The organism is Streptomyces sp. NPDC087270, assembly GCF_044744625.1.
Classification (GTDB): domain Bacteria; phylum Actinomycetota; class Actinomycetes; order Streptomycetales; family Streptomycetaceae; genus Actinacidiphila.
On record NZ_JBIUYR010000002.1, the window covers coordinates 388130 to 410180 of the forward strand.

Sequence of the window (22051 nt, forward strand, 5' to 3'; positions counted from 1 at the left end):
CTTCTGCCACAGGAAGACCAGCGGCACCACAAGGAGGTGCTCCAGCAGCCAGGCCAGGCCGATCACGACCCACCGCAGCCCGTAGCGCCACAGCGCGACCACCGGCAGGAAGACCAGCACCCGGAAGAACCAGCCGATGCCGCGGCCGATCAGCCGGGCCACATACGCCCCCGCCTGCCAGGCGGCCGCGATCGCCGCACCGATCTCCCGCCCGACCGGCACCAGCGCCTTCTGCCACAGGAAGACCAGCGGCACCACAAGGAGGTGCTCCAGCAGCCAGGCCAGGCCGATCACGACCCACCGCAGCCCGTAGCGCCACAGCGCCACCACCGGCAGGACCAGCACCCAGCGCACCACGAACGACACGGCCAGGCCGATCGCCCGCAGCACCGGGAACAGCACGTAGGTCCACAGCCACACGGCGGGGATCACGATCAGCACCCGGCCGACCGGCACCAGGACACGGCGCCAGATCGCGGAGAGCAGCAGGCCGAACGCGCGCAGCGGCGGGTACAGGACGTACTGCCACAGCGCCCGGCACACCCAGGCCAGCGCGTCCCACAGCAGTTTCAGCGGCAGCACGACGACGAACGCGACGACGCGCACGGGTATCCGGACGACGGCGGCGACGCAGCCGTCGCCCTGCCCCTGGGGGCCCTGCGGAGCCCGTGGCCCGCCCGGCGGCCGCGGTCTGTCGTAAGCCATGGCCAGAACTTATCGGTCCCGTGCGGGGTACCGTGGGAGTACCGGAGGCATTTCGTGCGCGGGCACTCGCGCCGGCGCCGCCGTCGGAACGGTCGAGCGCGGTCCGCCGTCGTCGTACGGGCACCGCGCGGCGAGGTGAATCACCGATGACCATCGCCATAGCCCTCGCAGTGATCGCGGTCGTGGCCGTCGCGGGCGTGTGGGTGCTCCGCAGACAGGCGGGCGAGCAGCGCGACGGCGGTCCCGCACCGCGCATCGAGGACGGCCCGCCGGCCGGCGCCGAGGAAGGCGCCGAGGTCCAGCCCGCCGCCGACTTCCCCTGGCGGGAACCCCCCGAGGAGCGCCCCGGCGACGACGGCCTCCCGCCGCCCCACGACCTGCCGCCGTCCGCCTCCCCGGACGCGGTGCCCGCCGGCCCCTTCCCGGTCCGGCGCGACCACGAACCTGGAGCGTGACATGACCACAGGCCGCGCCCTTCCCCGCCCCGGCGCGGACGTGACCTACTCGAACCCGCCACGCGACCCCCCGGCGGAAGAGCCCGTCCGCCTCGCGCTGACCGGGTCGGCCGCCGGGCCGCAGCGGCTCGACGGCGTCTGGTGGCCGCGCTCGCACGACCTCGGCGACTGCCTGCCCGGCCTGCTGGCCGCGCTGGAGGAACGCTGGCCCGGCATCGGGCGCGTCACGGTCAGCCGCTCGATGTGGCGCCACCGGCCCGAGTCCCTGGAACTGCCCGACGGCCGGACCGTGCACATCACCCGCTCTCCGGCCGACCCCGACCGCCACACCATCCGGCTGGTCTCCTACGGCGTGGGCCGCTGCGACCTGCTGGTCGTCCCGCCGGGCACGGCTCCCGACGAGGCCCGCCGGCTGATGGCCGAGTCCCCGCCCGGGGCCGCACCCGCGCGCTGAACGGGCCGGTCGCGGCGCCCTCGCGAGGAGTAAAGTCGAACGTGCCGAGGGTATTTCGTGCACATATGACATGATTGCTGCCGCTTTCGGTGGTCGTCTCGACCCATCGAGGATGTGACTGCCATGGTCGCCCTGGTCACGGCGTTGATCGTCATCGCCGTCATCGTCCTGATGCTGCTGGCGCTGAGCGTCCGCAACGTGCAGCAGTACGAGAAAGGCGTGGTGTTCCGGTTCGGCCGGCTGCTGCCGGAGATCCGCGAGCCGGGCCTGCGGCTGATCCGGCCGATCGGCGACCGGATGCGGAAGGTGTCCATCCAGACCGAGGTGTTCGGCGTGTCACCGCAGGGCGCGATCACCGCGGACAACGTGACGCTGACCGTGGACGCGGTGGTCTACTTCCGCGTGGTCGACCCGGTCAAGGCACTGGTCAACGTGACCAACTACCCCGCCGCGGTCTCGCAGATCGCGCAGACCTCGCTGCGGTCGGTGATCGGCCGCGCGGACCTCGACACGCTGCTCTCCGACCGCGTCCAGGTCAACGCCGAGCTGAAGAACGTGATGGACGCCCCGACCGAGGGGCCCTGGGGGCTGCGGATCGAGCGGGTCGAGATCAAGGACATCGCGCTGCCCGAGTCGATGATGCGGTCGATGTCCAAGCAGGCCGAGGCCGAACGTGAACGGCGTGCCCGTGTCATCGCCGCCGACGGCGAGTTCCAGGCGTCGCAGCGCCTCACCGACGCCGCGGCGACCATGGCCGACACCCCCGGCGCCCTCCAACTGCGCCTGCTCCAGACCGTGGTGGACGTGTCCTCGGAGAAGAACAGCACCCTCGTGATGCCGTTCCCGGTGGAGCTGCTGCGCTTCTTCGACCGGCTCAGCGACAAGGACGGGCAGGCCCCGACGACAGGTTCGACGCTCACACGGCTCGCGGACGAAGCCGCGACGGACGGCGCCGGCACGGACGGCCGCCCGGCGGACGGTGCCCACGTGGCGGACGAGCCGTCCGCCGAGGGCGCCCACCTGGCCGAGGCGCCCTCCACCGACGGCGTCCGCGGGCTCACCCCGCACGGCTGACCGCACGGCTGACGGCCCCGGCAGTTCCCGGCACGGTGCGGGCCCGCCACTCGGGCCCGCACCGCGGTGTGCTCGTGTGCTCGTGCGCTCGTGCGCTCAGGGCGCCGCCAGCAACGCGCTCAGCGCGGACGCCTCCGTACGCCAGTCCGCGGTGCCGCCGCCGGACCAGTCCTCGGTCACGCGGTTGAGCCCGTCACGCGCGGTGGACCACAGCGAGTCGGCCTGCTGGTCGGCGAAGGAGCCGTAGGCGTTGCCGGTGACGGAGTCCAGGTCCTGGAGATAGCGCATGAAGACGCCCTTGAACTGCTTGGCGTTGTCGTCGCAGGAGGGCGTGCCGGCGTCACAGGACTCGGTGAGCACACCGCCGCTGACCAGCGCGGGCGAGGCCACGGCGGCGTCGGCCAGCCGGCGGGCGGTGGTGAGGTCGGCGGCGTCGCCAGTGGCGCGGTACATCTCCACGGCCGCGCCGATGGCCAGCCCCTGGTTGTAGGACCACACGGTCTGCCCGTTGTTCGCGCAGCCGCTGGTGATGCCGTCGTTGACCAGGCCGGAGGAGTTGATCAGACCGCTGTCCTGGAACCACTGCCAGGAGGTGGTGGCCCGGCCCAGCCACGTGGTGTCGCCCGGGATGCGGTCGTGCAGTTCGGCGGTGAGCCGGACGTACAGCCCGTTGGTCACCGCGTTCTTGTAGGTGCGCTCCCGGTCCCACCACACCCCGCCACCGCAACTACTGGTGTCCCACAGCCCGTTGACGTAGTTCGCGATGGTGACCGCCTCGTCGAGGTACGTCCGGTCGCCGGTGAGGTCGTAGGCGTCCACCCAGGCCAGCGCCCACCACTCGGAGTCGTCGGTGGCGCGGCTGATGAAGTCGCCGTCGATCGGGTCCGAACTGCGGGCCCCGGCGGGGAAGGACGCCTTGTCGATCTGGAAGGTGCGCTGCACGATCCACAGGTAGCGGGTGTCGCCGGTCTGCCGCATGTAGTCGATGACGGTGCTCAGCGCGACCGCCGAGTTCCACCAACTCGACGGCCAGTAGGCGGTGTTCGGGTCGTAGGAGTACATCAGCGCGTCCGCGGCGGCCGACGCTTTGGACAGCACCGGGCGCGCCCAGGCCGTGCAGCTGCCGTTCTCGCCCTCGACCGCGCGGCCGCACGCGCGCACCGCGCCGCCGTACAACCGCCCCAACGGGTCACTGGTGTTGAAGCGCGCCGTGGCGGTGCCGGTGGCGCCCGACGGTGTGCTGGTACGGCCCTTGGAGGAGCCGTCCGGCCAGCTCGCGCCCTGGTCCCAGGACCGGTCGAGCCAGATCTCGTCGCCCGCGGTGCCGCCGGAGATGGTGCCCCAGGCCATGCCCGAACTGTCCATGTGCAGCGCGATGGTACGGCCGCTGAGCGTCGTGGCGGGGACCGGCTGGGTGTCGCCGGGTGCGCTGCCCGCGCCGTCGCAGGCGGCCGCGCACACGTCCAGGTGCGCCCAGGAGGTGCAGCCGACGCCCTGCGCGTCGCCGCAGGCGCGCAGTACCGCGCGGCGGTGGCCGGTCGGGTCGTAGAGGTTGTACATCAGCGTGCGGGTGCCGGTCCACGTCGAGGGGATGGACGCCTCGCCGAGCAGCCCGTCCCACGTGGCGCCGCCGTCCCAGGAGCGATCCAGCCACACCGAGTCACCGGTCTGGCCGCCGTCGATGCTCGCCCACGCCATGCCGTCGGTGTCGTCCACGTGCAGCCGCACCACCCTGCCGTTGAGGGTGAGGTCCGGCACCGGGAAGGTCTCCTGAGCGGCCCGCGAGGGGTCCAGGGTGTCGCAGTACAGCGCGCACACCTGGGTGGAGTCGGCCGCCGACACCGCACTCGCACCAGCCGCTCCGACCCCCTGGAGCAGCGCCGCCACCGCGAGCAGCAGCGCCACCAGCAGCGGCCCCGCCCCCCTGCGCGTCCCCGGCACCCTACGCATGACGCCTCCTCGGACCCGTCCGTCTTACAACGATGGAAACGGAGCACTCAGCACGCATGAGAGCACGGCGCCCATTGACATGTCCACCACCATGACAACGATGGCACCGATTGGCCGAATCCCGCGGTCGCCGACCCGCGGCACTCCGGCTCGGAGCGCGCGGGCCGGCCCCCGGGTCAGGAGGCGCTGGGACCAGAGGAGTTGGTGACCGTCAGGGGGAGGAGCTTCTTGCCGGTGGGGCCGATCTGGATGTCGAGGTCGAGCTGGGGGCAGACGCCGCAGTCGAAGCACGGGGTCCAGCGGCAGTCGTCCACCTCGGTCTCGTCGAGGGCGTCCTGCCAGTCCTCCCACAGCCAGTCCTTGTCGAGACCGGAGTCGAGGTGGTCCCAGGGCAGGACCTCCTCGGCGGTGCGCTCGCGGGTGGTGTACCAGGCGAGGTCGAGGTCGTACGCCGGCAGGGCCGCGTCGCAGGCGCGCAGCCAGCGGTCGTAGGAGAAGTGCTCGCGCCAGCCGTCGAACCGGCCGCCGTCGGCGTACACCGCGCGGATGACGGCGCCGACCCGGCGGTCACCGCGGGAGAGCAGTCCCTCGATGATCCCGGGCTTGCCGTCGTGGTAGCGGAAACCGATGTTGCGGCTGTACTTGCGGTCGCCCCGGATGGCGTCGCGCAGCTTGGCCAGCCGCGCGTCGGTCTCCTCGACGCCGAGCTGCGGCGCCCACTGGAAGGGGGTGTGCGGCTTGGGCACGAACCCGCCGATGGACACGGTGCAGCGGATGTCGTTCTGCCCGGTCACCTCGCGGCCCTTGGCGATGACCTTCCGCGCCATGTCCGCGATCTGCAGGACGTCCTCGTCGGTCTCGGTGGGCAGCCCGCACATGAAGTACAGCTTCACCTGGCGCCAGCCGTTGCCGTACGCGGTGGCGACGGTGCGGATCAGGTCCTCCTCCGACACCATCTTGTTGATCACCTTGCGGATGCGCTCGGAGCCGCCCTCCGGCGCGAAGGTGAGGCCCGAGCGGCGGCCGTTGCGGGTCAGCTCGTTGGCGAGGTCGATGTTGAACGCGTCGACCCGGGTGGAGGGCAGCGACAGCCCGACCTTGTCCTGCTCGTACCGGTCGGCGAGGCCCTTCGCGACGTCGGCGATCTCGGTGTGGTCGGCGGAGGAGAGCGACAGCAGGCCGACCTCCTCGAAGCCGGTCGCCTTCAGCCCCTTCTCGACCATGTCGCCGATGCCGGTGATGGAGCGCTCGCGCACCGGGCGGGTGATCATGCCGGCCTGGCAGAAGCGGCAGCCGCGGGTGCAGCCGCGGAAGATCTCCACCGACATCCGCTCGTGCACGGTCTCGGCGAGCGGGACCAGCGGCTGCTTGGGGTACGGCCACTCGTCCAGGTCCATCACGGTGTGCTTGGACACCCGCCACGGCACGCCGGAGCGGTTCGGCACGACCCGGGAGATCCGGCCGTCGGGCAGGTACTCCACGTCGTAGAAGCGCGGGACGTACACCCCGCCGGTCCTGGCCAGCCGCAGCAGCAGCTCGTCGCGGCCGCCCGGGCGACCCTCGGCCTTCCACTGCCTGACCAGGTCGGTGATGGTGAGCACGGCCTGCTCGCCGTCGCCGATCACGGCCGCGTCGATGAAGTCGGCGATCGGCTCGGGGTTGAACGCGGCGTGCCCGCCGGCCAGCACGATCGGGTCGTCCTCGGTGCGGTCGGCGGCGTCCAGCGGGATGCCGGCGAGGTCGAGCGCGGCCAGCATGTTGGTGTAGCCCAGCTCCGTGGAGAAGCTGAGCCCGAAGACGTCGAACGCCCGCACCGGGCGGTGGCCGTCGACGGTGAACTGCGGCACCTCGTGCTCGCGCATCAGCGCTTCCAGGTCCGGCCACACGCTGTACGTGCGCTCGGCGAGCACGCCCTCGCGCTCGTTGAGCACCTCGTAGAGGATCATGACGCCCTGGTTGGGCAGGCCGACCTCGTACGCGTCGGGGTACATCAGCGCCCACCGCACATCGGCGGCGTCCCAGTCCTTGACGGTGGAGTTCAGTTCACCGCCGACGTACTGGATCGGCTTCTGTACGTGCGGGAGCAGCGCTTCCAGGCGCGGGAAGACCGACTCGACAGGCATCTCGGCGACTTTCGTGTGTCCTGATCTTGCGGGCGCCCCCGGCGGACCACCGCCGGGGGGAAGGTGACCCTCCACAGTACCCGAGGCGCGGCAGGTGCCCGGCCCGCCCGGGGCCCGCCCGACCGCCGCGCTTCGGAACCCCGGGCCCCGCGCCCCGGCACCCTCGAGGTCACCCCTCGCGTTCCGCCGCACCCCACACCTCGGGCAACCGCTCCTCCGCCCGCGCCGCGATCCCCAGCTCGGCCCGCTCGATCGCCTCGTACGGTGCCGTGTCCTCCCCCGCCGCCTCCGCCCGCCCGCGCACCCGCGCGACGGCCGCCCGGCACATCACGCTGTCCTGGTGCTCGCCGAGCAGCTGCTGGAGCGCTTTCATCCGCGCGGTGTACCCGGCGGCCTCCGCACCGAGCACGGGTTCGGCCGCCTCCCCCGCGTAACGCGCCCGCTTGGCGGCCTTGCGCGCCTCGTGCAGCGCGACGTCCCGCGCCTGGCCGGGCGGCAGCGCGAGCGCGGCCCGTACGGCTCCGCGCAGCCGCCTGCGGTCGTGCCCGAGCACGTCGGCGACCACCTGCGATGCGGGCCGGTCGGCCGCCGGGAGATACGGGGGCGCGGCCAGCAGCCCGTCGAAGGCGTCGAGAAGCGCGAAGTAGCGGGCGCTGTCCAGGGCCCGCACCACGTCGGTGTGCGCGTCGGCCGCGTGCGCCTCGGCGTTCCACGTCCCGCCCGGCGGTCCCTCCCCCAGCCTCCGGCGCACCGCGTCGAGCGCCGGGCCCCGGTCGCTCGGGTCGTCCGGGTCGTCCGGGTCGAGTTCGGACAGCCGACGCGCGAGGCGGGCGGCGAGCACCTCCCGGTCCCGCTCGGCCCCGAGGACCTCGGCGAGCCACTTCAGTTCGGCGCCGAGCGGATCGGTCTCGGCGCGGTCCAGGACGTGGCCGAAGCTCTTCAGCGCGGAGCGGGCCCGCCGGGTGGCGACGCGCATCCGGTGCACCGCGTCCTCCCCGGCGTGCCGGACGGCCGGATCGAGGGCGACGATCGCGGTGAGCTGCGCGCGCAGGTACGCCAGGGCGACGGCGCCCGCGGTGGCGTCGGGCCCCGGCCGTTCCGGCCGCCCGCCGGCGGGCTCCGGCCGCCGCCCGCCGAGCGCGCGGACCAGCTTGGAGGGCGCGTCGGAGCGGGTCACCCCGGCGTCGCCCAGCCGTCGCTCCACCGCGTCCAGCAAAGCCTCGTCGCCCGCGTACAGCTCGACCTCGATCTCGGACCAGGCCGGCCCCGGCTTCGCGTTGACCTGGTCGTAGGCGACCTCGGCGAGGGTCCGGTCCTGGTCGTCCAGGAGCAGCACGCGGCTGCGTACGGTGCGCAGCCGGACGATCGGCGTGAGGATACGGCCCCGGACGAGCGCGGCGACCTCGGCGCGCAGGTCCTCGGGCGGAGTGCCGGGCGCGCCGAGCGGGGCGTGGATCTCGGTGCGGGTGTCGGGGCGGTCGGTGGGGAGTTTCAGGTGCCAGCCGTCGTCGTCGCCGCCCTCACGGCGCCGCAGGGTGATGCGGTGGGAGGTGAGGGTGAGGTGGGCGGTGTCGTAGTAGACGGCGTTGAGCCGCAGCGGGGGCAGGGCCCGGGTGCCGGCGGTCAGCCCGGTGAGGTCGGGCAGGTCGTTCCGGGGCCCGGTCTCGTAGGTGCGTTCCGTTTCGGCGAGGCGACGGCCCATAAGGGGACCGTATGCCCGCATCGGTCCCTTGGCCAGACCCGTCGCAGGCATGGCACCCGGGCGGACCTGCGAGCGCCGGCGCCACGCCGGGCAGCACACCGGGCACCGCGCCGAGCGCCCCGCCCGGCGGTTGGGCCGTGTTGCGGAAGGAGCGCCGTCCGACCGAAGGGCGGGGCCCCGTGGCGTCTGGCGCTCCCCACAGCCTTCGGCGCGGGAGGTGCCCCCGATCGCAAGGCGGAGGACTGCCCTGGTCGTGGGCCGGCTCGGGCAGGCCCGACAACGAAGCGAGCGTGCGTGCCAGGCGCCACATGGGGGCGCCTCCCCCGCCGAAGGCAGGGGAGGCGCTTCCGGAACACGGCCTACGCCGACATGGGCCGCTGCATCTTCACGGACTGCAGAATCCCTATGGCCACGAAGTTGGCGAACATCGATGATCCGCCGTAGGAGACAAAGGGCAAGGGGATGCCGGTCACCGGCATGATGCCGAGCGTCATACCGATGTTCTCGAAGGACTGGAAGGCGAACCAGGCGACGACGCCGGCCGCCACGATGGTGCCGTACAGGTCGGTGGCGTTGCGGGCGATGGAGCAGGCCCGCCAGAGGATCACACCGATCAGCAGGACGATGAACGCGCCGCCGACGAAGCCCAGTTCCTCGCCGGCCACTGAGAAGACGAAGTCGGTCTGCTGCTCGGGCACGAACTGCCCGGTGGTCTGGCTGCCGTGGAACAGGCCCTTGCCGAGCAGCCCGCCGGAGCCGATCGCGATCCGGGCCTGGCTGGTGTTGTAGCCGACGCCGGACGGGTCGAGCGCGGGGTTGGCGAACGCCGCGAACCGGTCGATCTGGTACTTGTCGAGGATGCCGAGCTGCCAGACCAGGATGGAGCCGACCACCCCGGTGACGATCAGGCCGAACACCCAGCGGGTGGACGCCCCGGAGGCGAGCAGCACGCCGAGCACGATCGCGCCGAGCACCATCACCGACCCGAGGTCGGGCATCATCAGGATGACCAGGATGGGCAGCGCGGCCAGCGCGAGCGACTGCATCACCCGGCGGTGGTCGGGGTGCTCCTGGTCGCCGGCGTCGACCCGGGCGGAGAGCACCATCGCCATGCCGATGATGATGGCGATCTTCACGAACTCCGTCGGCTGGAGCGAGAATCCGCCGCCGATGATGATCCAGGAGTGCGCGCCGTTGACGGTCGAGCCGAGCGGGCTGAGCACCGCGAGGATGCCGAGGATGGACAGCGCGTAGAAGAACGGCACGATGGTGCGCATCCGGTGGTGCCCTATGGCCATGGCGCCGATGCACAGCGCCAGGCCGATACCGGCGTTCATCACATGGCGGATCAGGAAGTAGTACTGGTCGCCGTGGGTGAGGTTGGTGCGGTGCCGGGTGGCCGAGTAGACCAGCAGCGAGCCGATGAAGCACAGCAGCACCGTGGCGAGGAAGAGCAGCCAGTCCATCCGGCGCACCACGGAGTCCCGCGCGAGCAGCTTGCCCATGGTGGAGCGCTCCGGCGTGAACCGCCGGACGGAGTAGGTGTTCGCGCTCATCATGTGTTCTTCCTGCCGTACAGCAGCTTCTCGGTGCGGGTCGGGGTGAGCGCGGCCAGTACGGGCGCCGGGTCGCCGCCTCCCGCTCCGGCCGGGGTGTTGGCGAAGCTGTCGGCGACCGCGGTGGAGAACGCGGCCTGCTGGGCGCTCACCGCCGCACCGTCGGCGGAGATCTTCGGCAGCGTGGTGACCGGCGTGGGCATGATGCCCTTCTTCGCGTCGATCTTGGTGCTGTCCTTCTGGATGCCGTACATCGACTCGTAGATCCGGCGGATCGCGGTACCCGAACCGCCGGAGCCGGTACCACCCTGGGAGATCGTCATGACGATCGTGTAGTCCTTGGTGTACGTGTCGAACCAGGAGGTGCTCTGCTTGCCGGAGACCTCGGCGGTACCGGTCTTGGCGTGCAGCGGGATCTTGTCCTGCGGCCAGTTGCCGAACTTCCAGTCGGCGGTGCCCTCGGTGACCACGCCGGCCAGTGCCTGGTTGATGTACTTCAGCGTGGACTTGGAGTCGGGGAGCTTGCCGGTCACCTTCGGCTTGATGGGAGTGACCGTCTTGCCGTCGGGGCTTATCACGGCCTTGCCGATGGACGGCTGGTAGAGCGTGCCGCCGTTGGCGAGGGCCGCGTAGATCCGGGCCATCTGGATCGGGGTGACGAGGGTGTCGCCCTGGCCGATCGCGTAGTTCACCGAGTCACCGGCGCGCAGCACGTAGCCGTCCGGGCAGTTCTCGATGGCGATGGCGATGCTCAGCGGCGGGTTCTTGTCGTTCTTGTGCTTCTTGGCGGTCGCGCACCAGTCGGCCTTGTTCTCCTCCCAGAAGTCCTGCTTCCACTGGCGGTCCGGCACCCGGCCGGTGACCTCGCCCGGCACGTCGATGTCCGTCTTCGCGCCGAGGCCGAAGTCGTGGGCCGTCTTGTAGAACCAGTCCTTGGGGTGCTTCGCGTCGGTCCCGCCGTCCTTCTTCCACTGGTCGTAGGAGATCCCGTAGAAGACGGTGTCGCAGGAGACCTCGAGCGCGCGGGCGAGGGAGATCGGGCCGTAGCTCTCGTTCTCGTCGTTGTGGAAGACCTGGGAGCCGATGTTGAACGACGACGAGCAGTCGTACGGGCCGTCCTCGCTGTAGCCGGCCCGGATCGCGGCGGAGGTGGAGACCACCTTGAAGGTGGAGCCGGGCGCGGACTCGCCCTGGATGGCGCGGTTGAGCAGCGGGTAGTTGGACTTGGTGTTGGTCAGCGCCGCGTAGTCCTTGGCGGAGATGCCGCCGACCCACTCGTTCGGGTCGTAGGTGGGCTCGCTGGCCATCGCGATGACCTGACCGGTCTTGTTGTCCATGACGACCGCGGCACCGGAGTCGGCCTTGAAGTTCTTGTGGGTGACCGGGTCGTACGTCTTGCGGGCGGTCACCATGGCGTCGTTGAGTTCCTTCTCGGTGACCGCCTGGACCTTCGCGTCGATGCTGGTGACCAGGTTGTCGCCGGGGGTGGCCGGGGTGTCACCGGCCTTGCCGATCACCCGGCCGAGGTTGTCGACCTGGTACTTGGTGACGCCGGCCTTGCCGCGCAGCTGGTCGTCGTAGGTGCTCTCCAGGCCGGAGCGGCCGACCTGGTCCGAGCGCAGCAGCGGGTTGCTGGTCTTCTCGGAGGCGGCCACCTCCTTGTCGGTGACCGGGGAGAGGTAGCCGAGCACCTGGGCGGCGTTGGCCTTGTCCGGCGCGGGGTAGGTGCGCACGGCGGTCGGCTCCGCGGTGATGCCGGGGAAGTCCTCGCGGCGCTCCATGATCTGGAGGGCCTGCTGGGTGGTGGCCTTGTCGGTGATCGGGATCGGCTGGTACGGCGAACCGTTCCAGCACGGGCGCGGGGTCTGCGCGTCGCACAGCCGCACCTTGTCCATCGCGTCCTGCGGCTTCATGCCGAGGACGTTCGCCAGCCGGGTCAGTACGGCCTTGCCGTCGTCCGGCTGCTGGAGCAGGTCGGTGCGGTTGGCGGAGACCACCAGCAGGGTCTGGTTGTTGGCGATCGGCACGCCCCGGTCGTCGAGGATCGAGCCGCGCACGGCGGAGGTGACGACCTGCTGGAAGTGGTTGCTGTTGGCCTGCGCGTCGTATTCCTGACCGTTGCGGATCTGGAGGTACCACAGCCGGCCACCGAGGGTCAGCAGCAGCGAGACGACCAGCACCTGGAGGATGACCAGCCGGATCGTGACCCGCGATGTCCGCCCGGTCTCCGGGATGTTGCTCATCTCAATCGCTCACTTCTGCGCGCGCTCGGCACGAAACCGCACGCATCGTCGTCGTCTGCCGCCCGGCTGCCTCGCGCGCGTCGTTCGCCGTCATCGCCGTACACCCTTTGCCGTCATGCCGCCGCTGAACCTCGCCCGGCCGAACAGGCCGCGCTGCGGGGTGATGCCGGCGCCGGCGCCGGCCTTCGTACGGGATCGGCCGCGCGGCCGGAAGCGGCCGCCGGAGCCACCGCCGGAACCGCCGCCGAAGCCCCCGCCGAAGCCGCCCGCCGCGTCGTCGGCGAGCGGGTCGTGGTCGAAGCGGCGGGCCAGCGCCATGATGAGCGGGACCACGAACGGCGCGAGCAGCAGGTCGTAGAGCGTCGCGGTGAAGACCAGCTTGGCCAGGCCGACGTGCGCGCCCGCGGTGTCGCCGACCAGGCCGCCGACGCCCGCGTAGAGCAGCGTGGTGGCGATGGCGGCGCCGATCACCACCAGCATCGGTCCGGCGGCGGTGCGCAGTTGGCCGCTTTCGGGCTTGGCCAGGCCGGCCGCGTAGCCGATCACGCACAGCACCAGGGCGTAGCGGCCGACGGCGTGGTCCGCGGGCGGCGCGATGTCGGCGAGCAGTCCGGCGAAGAAGCCGATCAGGCAGCCGCCGACGTGGCCGTAGGTGAGGGCCAGGCCGAGCACCGTCAGCAGCAGCAGGTCCGGGACCGCGCCGGGCAGGTGCAGCCGGGCCAGCACGCTGACCTGGGCGACCAGGGCGATCACCACCAGGACGGTGGAGAGCACGATCCGGTTCAGGCGCATGGCTCAGTCCCCGCTGGTGGTGGTCGAATTGGTCGGCTTGGTGCCCGGGGGAAGCGCGGTGTCCGAACTGCCGGAGCTCGGGGTACCGCCTGGCGTCGGGGAGTTCTTCGCCTTGGGCTTCGCGGTGTGCGGCGGGGTGGGCCGCGGCGGCAGCACGCTGTCGCGCGGATCGGTGCGCGGGCCGACCACGACCACGCCGACCACGTCCAGCTTGGTGAAGCCGACGAAGGGCTGCACCTCGACGGTCTTGGTGAGGTTGCCCGCCGACGGTTCGACGCTGACCACCTTGCCGACCGGGACGCCGGGCACGAACGGCTTGTCCGCCTCGGAGCCGAAGGTGACCACCCGGTCGCCCCGGTGCACGTCGGCCTTGCCGTCGAGCAGTTGGTCCCGCATCGGCCGGTTGCCCTGGCCGCTGGCGAAGCCGATCTCCTGGCTGCCCTCCAGCCGGGTGCCGACGGTGAAGTCCGGGTCGTTGGCGAGCAGGACCGTGGAGGTGGAGCGGCCGACGGTGGTGACCCGGCCGACGAGCCCGTCGCCGTTGATCACCGTCATGTCGCGCTTGAGGCCGTCGTTGCTGCCGGAGTCGATGGTGACCGTCCAGGAGAAGCCCTGGGCCGCTCCTATCGCGATGACCTGGGCGCCCTTGACGGTGTACTGCCCGGCGCCGGCGACCTTCAGGAGCTTGTCCAGCTCCTGGGCGCGGGCGCGGGTGGTGTCCTTGCTGCCGAGTTGCTGCTTGAGCTCGGTGTTCTCGCGTTGCAGCCGCTTGATGGTGCTGCTGTCGTGGCCGGAGTCCCGGACCGCGTCCACGGCGTTGCCGACCGGGTCGACGACGCCGGACACCGCGTTCTCCACCGGGCCGAAGGCGGACTGGGCCGCCCGCCGCGGCCGGTCGAGCGGTGAGTTCTCACCGCCCCGGATGTCCACGGTGATCAGCGCGAGCGCCACCACCACCAGCAGTACCAGCAGCAGCCGGCTCTCCTTTGTGTCCCTCACGGGCGCCAGTCCGTGCCTTCCTCATCGGACCCGCCGCCGCTGGGGCCGCGGCCGGTCGGAGCTACTGTGCTGGGTTGCGCCCGCATCCGGCGCCGCGGTGGTGACCGCGCCTGCGCCGGGTGGGGCGGTTCGTCTTCTGCGTCATCCGCTTCTGCGTCATCTGCGCGGGGCCGCGTCGAGGACCTGCTGAAGCGCCTCGAACTCCTCCACGCACTTGCCCGCGCCGAGCGCCACGCAGTCCAGCGGGGACTCGGCGATGTGGATGGGCATGCCGGTCTCGTGCCGCAGCCGCTCGTCCAGGCCGCGCAGCAGCGCGCCGCCGCCGGCCAGCACGATGCCGCGGTCCATGATGTCGCCGGACAGCTCCGGCGGGCACTTGTCGAGCGTGGTCTTCACCGCGTCGACGATCGCGTTCACCGGTTCCTCGATGGCCTTGCGCACCTCGCCCGCGGAGATCACCACGGTCTTGGGCAGTCCGCTGACCAGGTCCCGGCCGCGGATCTCGGTGTGCTCGTCGTCCTTCTCGGCGGCGAACGCGGAGCCGATGGTCAGCTTGATCTGCTCGGAGGTGCGCTCGCCGAGCAGCAGGCTGTACTCCTTCTTGATGTGCTGGATGATCGCGTTGTCCAGCTCGTCGCCGGCCACCCGGATGGACTGGGCGGTGACGATGCCGCCGAGGCTGATCACCGCGACCTCGGTGGTGCCGCCGCCGATGTCCACCACCATGTTGCCGGTGGCCTCGTGCACGGGCAGCCCGGCGCCGATCGCGGCGGCCATCGGCTCCTCGATGATGTGCACGGTACGGGCGCCGGCCTGGGTGGCGGCCTCGATCACGGCGCGGCGCTCCACGCCGGTGATGCCCGACGGCACGCACACCACGACGCGCGGGCGGACCATGTAGCGGCGGCGGTGGATCTTGAGGATGAAGTAGCGCAGCATGCGCTCGGTGATCTCGAAGTCGGCGATGACGCCGTCCTTCAGGGGGCGCACCGCCACGATGTTGCCGGGGGTGCGGCCGATCATCTTCTTCGCCTCGGCACCGACCGCGAGGATGCCGCCGGTATTGGTGTTGACCGCGACGACCGACGGCTCGTTCAGGACGATCCCGCGGCCCCTGACGTACACCAGCGTGTTGGCGGTCCCGAGATCGACAGCCATGTCACGGCCGATGAACGACATGTTGTTCGCCATGTGGATACGTCTGGCCTTCCCGAGCGTGGGCGGAGGTTCCATCGTAGTCGCGCCGGGCTGAGCGCGGCGTCGGGGTTCCGACGCCCATTGTCATCAGAACACACAGCGGACCTCAGTAATGGTGACGCCGTGTCGGAGTGTTTGGTTCCCGTTCGGCCCGGTACCTGCCGGAACGGGCGCGGCCACAGCGGCAGTCGGACCGTGGTCGCGCCGACTCACGGGACCATACGCGTCGCCGCCGCGTTACGCCAAGGTGGGGAAGAAGAGCTTGATCTCGCGCGCGGCGGACTCCTCGGAGTCCGAGGCGTGCACCAGGTTCTCACGGGTGATGGTGCCGAAATCCCCCCGGATGGAGCCGGGTGCGGCCGCGATCGGGTCGGTCGGGCCGGCCAGCGCGCGCACGCCTTCGATCACCCGCTCGCCCTCGACGACCAGGGCCACCGACGGGCCGGACGCCATGAACTCCACCAGCGGCTCGTAGAACGGCCGTCCGACGTGCTCGGCGTAGTGCTGCTCCAGGGTGCCGCGGTCCAGGGTGCGCAGCTCCAGCGCGTTGACCGACCAGCCGGCCTTGCGCTCGATCCGGCCCAGGATCTCGCCGACCAGGCCGCGGCGAACGGCGTCCGGCTTGAGAAGGACAAGGGTGCGCTGGGACACGGGGCGGCTCCTGACGGGTATGACAAGCGAATGTGACGACGAGCCTACAAGGCACGTGCCGGTCGGTTGTCAGGCGGCTTGTGTCGCGTGCCGGGCCCTGATCTGGTCGACCTTGCGCCCGAAGTGGATCGACGCCCACCACAGGGCGGCGAAGATCACGCCGAGCACGAACATCGTACCGACCACGAAGCCGCTGGCGATCAACCCGATCTGGAGCGCCCAGCCGACCACGACCGCCCACGGGCGGGTGACCACGCCGCACAGCAGTACGCACAGCACCATCGCGATGCCGCACACCGTCCACACGGTGCCCATCGACAGGTCGGGATGCTTCATCGCGACCAGCCCGGCGAAGCCGATCACGAAGAACTCGCCGATCAGCGTGCTCGAACACAGGGTCCGCATACCCGGGCCCCCTTCCCTCTGAAATCCGTCTGAGTCCGCGTGCGCGGGTGAGTCCGCGTACGCGGGTGAGTCCGCGTGCGCGAGTAAGTCCGTTGACGCGTCCGCATCCCTGGCTCCCTTACCGGCGGGCCAGCAGCAGGCGGGCCTGGCCGACCGTGATGACCGAACCGGTGACCAGCACCCCGGCGCCGGCGTACTCGCCCTCGTCCTCGGCGAGGGTCACCGCGGCCTCCAGGGCGTCGTCGAGGCGCGGTTCGACCTGCACCCGGTCCTCGCCGAACACCTCCACGGCCAGCGCCGCGAGCGCGTCCACGTCCATCGCCCGGGAGGTGGAGTTGCGGGTGACGACGACCTCGGCGAAGACCGGTTCGAACGCCTCCAGCAGTCCGCGGACGTCCTTGTCGCCGCTCGGCCCGACCACGCCGACCAGGTGGCTGAAGCCGAACACCTCGCTGATCGCGGCCGCGGTGACCCGCGCGCCGGCCGGGTTGTGCGCGGCGTCCAGCACCACGGTGGGGCTGCGCCGGACCACTTCCAGCCGGCCGGGCGAGGTGACCGCCGCGAACGCGCCGCGCACGGTGTCCATGTCGAGGGTGCGCTGGTGCACGCTGCCGATGCCGAAGAACGCCTCCACCGCGGCCAGCGCCAGGGCCGCGTTGTGCGCCTGGTGCTCGCCGTGCAGCGGGAGGAAGACCTGTTCGTACTCGCCGCCGAGGCCGCGCAGGGTCAGCAACTGGCCGCCGACGGCCACTTCGCGGTGGAGCACGCCGAACTCCTCGCCCTCGCGGGCGACCGTCGCGTCCATCTCCACCGAGCGCCGCAGCAGTTCGCGCGCCGCGTCCGGCGGCTGCTGGGCGAGGACCGCGGTGGCGCTCTTCTTGATGATGCCGCCCTTCTCGACGGCGATCTCACCGGGAGTGCTGCCGAGCCGGTCGGTGTGGTCCAGCGAGATCGGGGAGACCACGGCCACGGTGGCGTCCACCACGTTGGTGGCGTCCCAGCTTCCGCCCATGCCGACCTCGACCACCGCGACGTCGACCGGGGCGTCCGCGAAAGCCGCGTACGCCATGCCGGTGAGCACCTCGAAGAAGGACATCCGGTGCGGCTGGGAGCCGTCCACCATGTCGACGTAGGGCTGGATGTCGCGGTGGACCTCGACGAAGCGCTCCGCGGAGATCGGGACGCCGTCCAGGCTGATCCGCTCGGTCATGGACTGCACATGCGGGCTGGTGTAGCGGCCGGTGCGCAGTTCGAAGGCGAGCAGCAGCCGCTCGATCATCCGCGCGGTGGAGGTCTTCCCGTTGGTGCCGGTGATGTGGATCGACGGGTAGGAGCGCTGCGGCTGGCCGAGCACGTCCATCAGCGCGGTCATCCGATCGAGGGACGGGTCGAGCTTCGTCTCGGGCCAGCGGCCCAGCAGCTCGTCCTCGACCTCGCGCAGCTGCCGGTCCAGTTCGGGGTCGGCGGGCCGGGCCGGCACGTCGTCCTCCGGGGCGGGCGGGGTGACATGGGTGCGCAGCGTACGGCTGCCGGCCTCGATGACGGCCATGTCCGCCTCGCGCGGTCCGCCGCCTTCGCCGTCCTCCGAGTCGTCCTCGTCGGTGGCCTGGTGCGCGGCGTCGTAGTCGACCTCGTCCGCGGCCCGGTCGGCGGCGTCGCTGAAGCCGTCGTCCGGGAAATCGTCGTCCTGCCGGTGCTCGCTCACAGCGTCCAGTCTACGGAACAGGCCCGGGCCGAATGGCCCGGGCCTGTGCCACCCCGAGGGGTGCCGTGCGGTGGCTATGCCGCCGGGAGGGCGGCGAGCTGCGCGGTGATCCGGGCGATGTCCTCGTCGGCGGCGGCCAGCCGGGTGCGGATGCCCTCGACCACCTTCTCCGGCGCCTTGCCGAGGAACGCATCGTTGCCGAGCTTCCGCTCCGCCTGCTGCTTCTCCTTCTCGGCGGCGGCCAGGTCCTTCGCGAGCCGCTTGCGCTCCGCGGCCACGTCGATCGTCCCGGACAGGTCGAGGGCGACCCGCGCCGCGCCGACCGGCAGGGTGGCGGTGGCGTGGAAGCCGTCGCCGGCCGGCTGGAGCCGCAGCAGCTGCCGGATGGCGTCCTCGTGGGGCGGCAGGAGGGTGCCGTCGAGCGACAGCTCGGCCGGGACCTTCTGGCCGGGCTGGAGGCCCTGGTCGCTGCGGAACCGGCGGACCTCGGTGACCAGCCGCTGCACCTCGGCGATCTCCGCCTCGGCGGCCGCGTCACGGAAGCCGCCCGGCGCGTCGGCGCCAGCGACCAGCACGGCCTTCGGCCAGTCCGCGGTGACCACCGTCTCCTTGCCGGTGAGGGTGGTCCACAGCGTCTCGGTGACGAACGGCACGATCGGGTGCAGCAACCGCAGTGTGACGTCCAGCACCTCGCCGAGCACCCGGCTGGAGACGCGTGCCGGGTCGCCGCCCTTGAGGAAGGTGGTCTTGGACAGCTCGACGTACCAGTCGAAGACCTCGTCCCACGCGAAGTGGTAGAGCGCGTCGGAGAGTTTCGCGAACTGGAAGTCGTCGTAGAGGGCGTCGACCTCGGCGACGACGGTGTTCAGCCGGGAGAGCACCCAGCGGTCGGTCGCGGACATCTCCTCGGGCGCGGGCAGCGGACCCTCGACGGTGGCGCCGTTCATCAGGGCGAACCGGGTGGCGTTCCACACCTTGTTGGCGAAGTTCCGGGACGCCTGGACCCAGTCCTCGCCGATCGGCACGTCGGCACCGGGGTTGGCGCCGCGGGCCAGGGTGAAGCGGACCGCGTCGGAGCCGTAGGCGTCCATCCAGGTCAGCGGGTCCACCGAGTTCGGGTTGGACTTGGACATCTTCTTGCCGAACTCGTCGCGGACCAGGCCGGTCAGCGCGATGGTGTGGAACGGCGGGACGTCCTCCATGGCGTACAGGCCGAACATCATCATCCGGGCGACCCAGAAGAAGATGATGTCGTGGCCGGTGAGCAGCACGTCGGTCGGGTAGAACTTCGCCAGGTCCGGGGTCTGTTCGGGCCAGCCCAGGGTGGAGAAGGGCCACAGCGCGGAGGAGAACCAGGTGTCCAGGACGTCGGCGTCCTGGGTCCAGCCCTCGCCGGTGGGCTCCGCCTCGTCGGGCCCGACGCAGATCTGCTCGCCGTTCGGCCCGTACCAGACCGGGATGCGGTGGCCCCACCACAACTGCCGCGAGATGCACCAGTCGTGCATGTTGTCGACCCAGTCGAAGTACCGCTTCTCCATCTCCGGCGGGTGGATCTTCACCCGGCCGTCGCGGACCGCGTCGCCCGCCGCGCGGGCCAGCGGCTCGACCTTGACCCACCACTGGAGCGACAGCCGCGGCTCGACGGTGGTCTTGCAGCGGGAGCAGTGGCCGACGGAGTGGACGTAAGGGCGCTTCTCCGCGACGACCCGGCCCTGCTCGCGCAGCGCCTCGACGATGGCGGCGCGGGCCTCGAAGCGGTCCAGGCCCTCGAACGGACCGGGCGCGGTGATGACCGCCCGCTCGTCCATGATCGTCAGCGACTCCAGGCCGTGCCGCTGGCCGATCGCGAAGTCGTTCGGGTCGTGGGCCGGGGTCACCTTGACCGCGCCGGTGCCGAACTCCGGGTCGACGTGGGCGTCGGCGACCACCGGGATGGTCCGGTCGGTCAGCGGCAGCTTGATCCGGCGGCCGATCAGGTGGGCGTAGCGCGCGTCGTCGGGGTGGACGGCGACGGCGGTGTCTCCGAGCATCGTCTCGACCCGGGTGGTGGCGACCACGACGCTGTCCTCGCCGTCGCCGTAGCGCAGCGAGACCAACTCGCCGTCGTCGTCCTGGTAGTCCACCTCGATGTCGGAGATGGCGGTCATGCAGCGCGGGCACCAGTTGATGATCCGCTCGGCGCGGTAGATCAGCTCGTCGTCGTAGAGCTTCTTGAAGATGGTCAGGACGGCCCGGGACAGGCCCTCGTCCATGGTGAAGCGCTCGCGGGACCAGTCGACGCCGTCGCCGAGCCGGCGCATCTGGCCCAGGATGCGGCCGCCGTACTCCTCCTTCCACCGCCAGGTGCGGGCGACGAACTCCTCGCGGCCCACGTCGTGCCGGGACTTGCCCTCCTCGGCGAGCTGCTGCTCGACCTTGTTCTGGGTGGCGATGCCCGCGTGGTCCATGCCGGGCAGCCACAGCGCTTCGTACCCCTGCATGCGCTTGCGGCGGGTGAGGGCGTCCATCAGCGTGTGCTGGAAGGCGTGTCCGAGGTGGAGGGTGCCCGTCACGTTCGGCGGCGGGATGACGATGGTGTACGGCGGCTTGTCGCTCTTCGTGTCGGCTTCGAAGTACCCGCGCTCTACCCACCGCTCGTACAGCGGCCCCTCTACCTCGGCCGGCGTGTACTGGGTCGGCAGATGGGGGTCGCTGTGCTGCCCGCTGTCGGGGCGCGGATGAGTGTTGTCGGTCACGGTCCCGATTCTAGTGCTCCCGCGGCTTCACCCCCGACGGGTTATCCACAGGGCGGGTTGTCCACAGCTCTGTGACGAACCGGTTGCGCTTCTGATGCCGCGGCCGGATTCCGGCGCGGGAGGATGGCTGCTGGTCACGCCCCCGGATTCGGAAGCGAGCATGTCATCCGGGAGGATGGGCGGACTCGTTAACGGAGGGGACGAAACCATGAGTTACAACCAGCCGCCGCCGAACCCGTACGGCGATCAACCCCAGGGTGGCGGCTACGGCCAACCGCAGCCCGGCCCGCCGCCGCAGGGTGGCGGCTACGGCCAGCCGCAGCCCCCGCAGCAGGGCGGTTACGGACAGCCGCCGCAGGGTGGCGGTTACGGCCAGCCGCAGCCCCAGCCCGGGTACGGCTACCCGCAGCAGGCCCCGCCCCCCGCCCCTCCCTACGGCGGCCAGCCGGCGTACGGCCAGCAGCCGCAGCAGCCCGGCTACGGCCAGCAGCCGCCCTACGGCCAGGTGCCCCAGCAGGGCTACGGCTACCCGCAACCGCCCCAGTCCGGCGGCAACGGCAAGCGCAACGGCATCATCATCGGCATCGTCGTCGCCCTGGTCGCGGTCGCCGGCGGGGTCTACTTCGCCACCAAGGGCAGTGGCAGCAGTTCCTCCTCGCTCCACAACGACGGCAAGAAGTACACCCTCACCACCCCGGACACCGTCGCCGGCGACTACGCCAAGGGCGACGACTCGGACAGCGACAGCTTCGACGACAGCGACCTCACCAAGATCAAGGCGCTGGGCGTCAGCGACCCGACCCAGGTCAACGCGGCCTACAAGGAAGGCAGTTCGGCCCTGTCGGGCAAGCTGCTGGAGTTCGCCGGCGTCTACGGCACCGTCAAGGACCCGGGCAAGGTCGTCGACGGCATGTTCGCGATGCTCAAGCAGGGCACCGAGCAGGACAAGAAGGACGGCACGAAGGTCGAGACCTCCGGCAGTCCGCAGTCCGTCACTCCGTCCGGCATGAAGAGCGAAGCGATCATGAAGTGCCAGACGATCAAGGAGACCGGCCAGGACTCCGGCCAGAGCTTCACCATCAACACGACGGTCTGCGTGTGGGCGGACTACAGCACGGTGGCGTACGTCATCCCACTGGACTCCGCGCAGCTCGTCACCGGCGGCGGCTCCGCCCCGTCCATCGATGACGCGGCTGCCCTGACCGCCAAGGTCCGCAACGACGTCGAGGTGGAGGCGAAGTAGCCGCCACCGCAGACGAAAAGGGGCGCCCGGTCCGCGAGGGACCGGGCGCCCCCTCGCGTATC

16 protein-coding genes and 1 pseudogene are annotated in these 22051 nt (G+C 71.2%); 4 read left to right on the forward strand and 13 right to left on the reverse strand.

What is annotated here, in order from left to right:
- Positions 1 to 705 (reverse strand): annotated as a pseudogene (locus ACIPAE_RS05150) (hypothetical protein); the annotation flags it as partial.
- A gap of 146 nt (positions 706 to 851) precedes the next feature.
- Here ACIPAE_RS05150 and ACIPAE_RS05155 point away from each other — a divergent pair.
- The 3 genes from ACIPAE_RS05155 to ACIPAE_RS05165 all read left to right on the forward strand — a co-directional run bounded on the left by ACIPAE_RS05155 (position 852) and on the right by ACIPAE_RS05165 (position 2688).
- Positions 852 to 1160: a hypothetical protein gene (locus ACIPAE_RS05155; RefSeq protein WP_402442987.1), complete on the forward strand. Its 309-nt coding sequence runs from the start codon at positions 852 to 854 to the stop codon at positions 1158 to 1160.
- Between the two features lies 1 nt (position 1161).
- Entirely contained in the window at positions 1162 to 1614 is a 453-nt protein-coding gene (locus ACIPAE_RS05160; RefSeq protein ID WP_402442989.1) for a DUF5994 family protein, read from the forward strand.
- Between the two features lie 123 nt (positions 1615 to 1737).
- On the forward strand, positions 1738 to 2688 hold the full coding sequence (locus tag ACIPAE_RS05165) for an SPFH domain-containing protein (protein ID WP_366414390.1): 951 nt from the start codon (positions 1738 to 1740) through the stop codon (positions 2686 to 2688).
- A gap of 96 nt (positions 2689 to 2784) precedes the next feature.
- Here the strand turns inward: ACIPAE_RS05165 and ACIPAE_RS05170 are convergent, their stop codons facing one another.
- The 12 genes from ACIPAE_RS05170 to ACIPAE_RS05225 all read right to left on the reverse strand — a co-directional run bounded on the left by ACIPAE_RS05170 (position 2785) and on the right by ACIPAE_RS05225 (position 20746).
- Positions 2785 to 4638 carry a glycoside hydrolase family 76 protein gene (locus ACIPAE_RS05170; protein ID WP_402442992.1) on the reverse strand — a complete coding sequence of 618 codons (1854 nt, stop codon included), beginning with the start codon at positions 4636 to 4638 and terminating at the stop codon, positions 2785 to 2787.
- A gap of 176 nt (positions 4639 to 4814) precedes the next feature.
- Complete coding sequence (locus ACIPAE_RS05175) at positions 4815 to 6761, reverse strand: TIGR03960 family B12-binding radical SAM protein (RefSeq protein WP_329369420.1); 1947 nt, start codon at positions 6759 to 6761, stop codon at positions 4815 to 4817.
- A gap of 169 nt (positions 6762 to 6930) precedes the next feature.
- Positions 6931 to 8463, reverse strand: coding sequence for a CHAD domain-containing protein (locus ACIPAE_RS05180; protein ID WP_402442994.1), 1533 nt, complete (start codon positions 8461 to 8463; stop codon positions 6931 to 6933).
- Between the two features lie 359 nt (positions 8464 to 8822).
- Positions 8823 to 10022, reverse strand: coding sequence for a rod shape-determining protein RodA (gene rodA, locus ACIPAE_RS05185; RefSeq protein ID WP_329369417.1), 1200 nt, complete (start codon positions 10020 to 10022; stop codon positions 8823 to 8825).
- On the reverse strand, positions 10019 to 12262 hold the full coding sequence (gene mrdA, locus ACIPAE_RS05190; RefSeq protein ID WP_402442996.1) for a penicillin-binding protein 2: 2244 nt from the start codon (positions 12260 to 12262) through the stop codon (positions 10019 to 10021). Before mrdA ends, rodA begins: the two co-directional genes overlap by 4 nt.
- A gap of 90 nt (positions 12263 to 12352) precedes the next feature.
- On the reverse strand, positions 12353 to 13054 hold the full coding sequence (mreD, locus tag ACIPAE_RS05195) for a rod shape-determining protein MreD (protein ID WP_329369414.1): 702 nt from the start codon (positions 13052 to 13054) through the stop codon (positions 12353 to 12355).
- Between the two features lie 3 nt (positions 13055 to 13057).
- Complete coding sequence (gene mreC, locus ACIPAE_RS05200; RefSeq protein ID WP_329369412.1) at positions 13058 to 14053, reverse strand: rod shape-determining protein MreC; 996 nt, start codon at positions 14051 to 14053, stop codon at positions 13058 to 13060.
- Between the two features lie 156 nt (positions 14054 to 14209).
- On the reverse strand, positions 14210 to 15232 hold the full coding sequence (locus ACIPAE_RS05205) for a rod shape-determining protein (RefSeq protein ID WP_328474074.1): 1023 nt from the start codon (positions 15230 to 15232) through the stop codon (positions 14210 to 14212).
- A 255-nt stretch (positions 15233 to 15487) separates the two neighbouring features.
- Positions 15488 to 15901, reverse strand: a complete 414-nt coding sequence (gene ndk, locus ACIPAE_RS05210; protein WP_329369410.1) for a nucleoside-diphosphate kinase — start codon at positions 15899 to 15901, stop codon at positions 15488 to 15490.
- Between the two features lie 69 nt (positions 15902 to 15970).
- Positions 15971 to 16306, reverse strand: a complete 336-nt coding sequence (locus ACIPAE_RS05215) for a DUF4233 domain-containing protein (protein WP_329369408.1) — start codon at positions 16304 to 16306, stop codon at positions 15971 to 15973.
- A 118-nt stretch (positions 16307 to 16424) separates the two neighbouring features.
- Entirely contained in the window at positions 16425 to 18011 is a 1587-nt protein-coding gene (locus ACIPAE_RS05220; protein ID WP_329369407.1) for a folylpolyglutamate synthase/dihydrofolate synthase family protein, read from the reverse strand.
- 74 nt (positions 18012 to 18085) lie between these two features.
- Complete coding sequence (locus ACIPAE_RS05225; RefSeq protein WP_366413338.1) at positions 18086 to 20746, reverse strand: valine--tRNA ligase; 2661 nt, start codon at positions 20744 to 20746, stop codon at positions 18086 to 18088.
- A 208-nt stretch (positions 20747 to 20954) separates the two neighbouring features.
- Here ACIPAE_RS05225 and ACIPAE_RS05230 point away from each other — a divergent pair, with 208 nt between their 5' ends.
- Positions 20955 to 21989 (forward strand): hypothetical protein, encoded by a 1035-nt coding sequence (locus ACIPAE_RS05230; RefSeq protein WP_402443000.1) that lies wholly within the window; start codon positions 20955 to 20957, stop codon positions 21987 to 21989.
- Positions 21990 to 22051 lie beyond the last annotated feature (62 nt).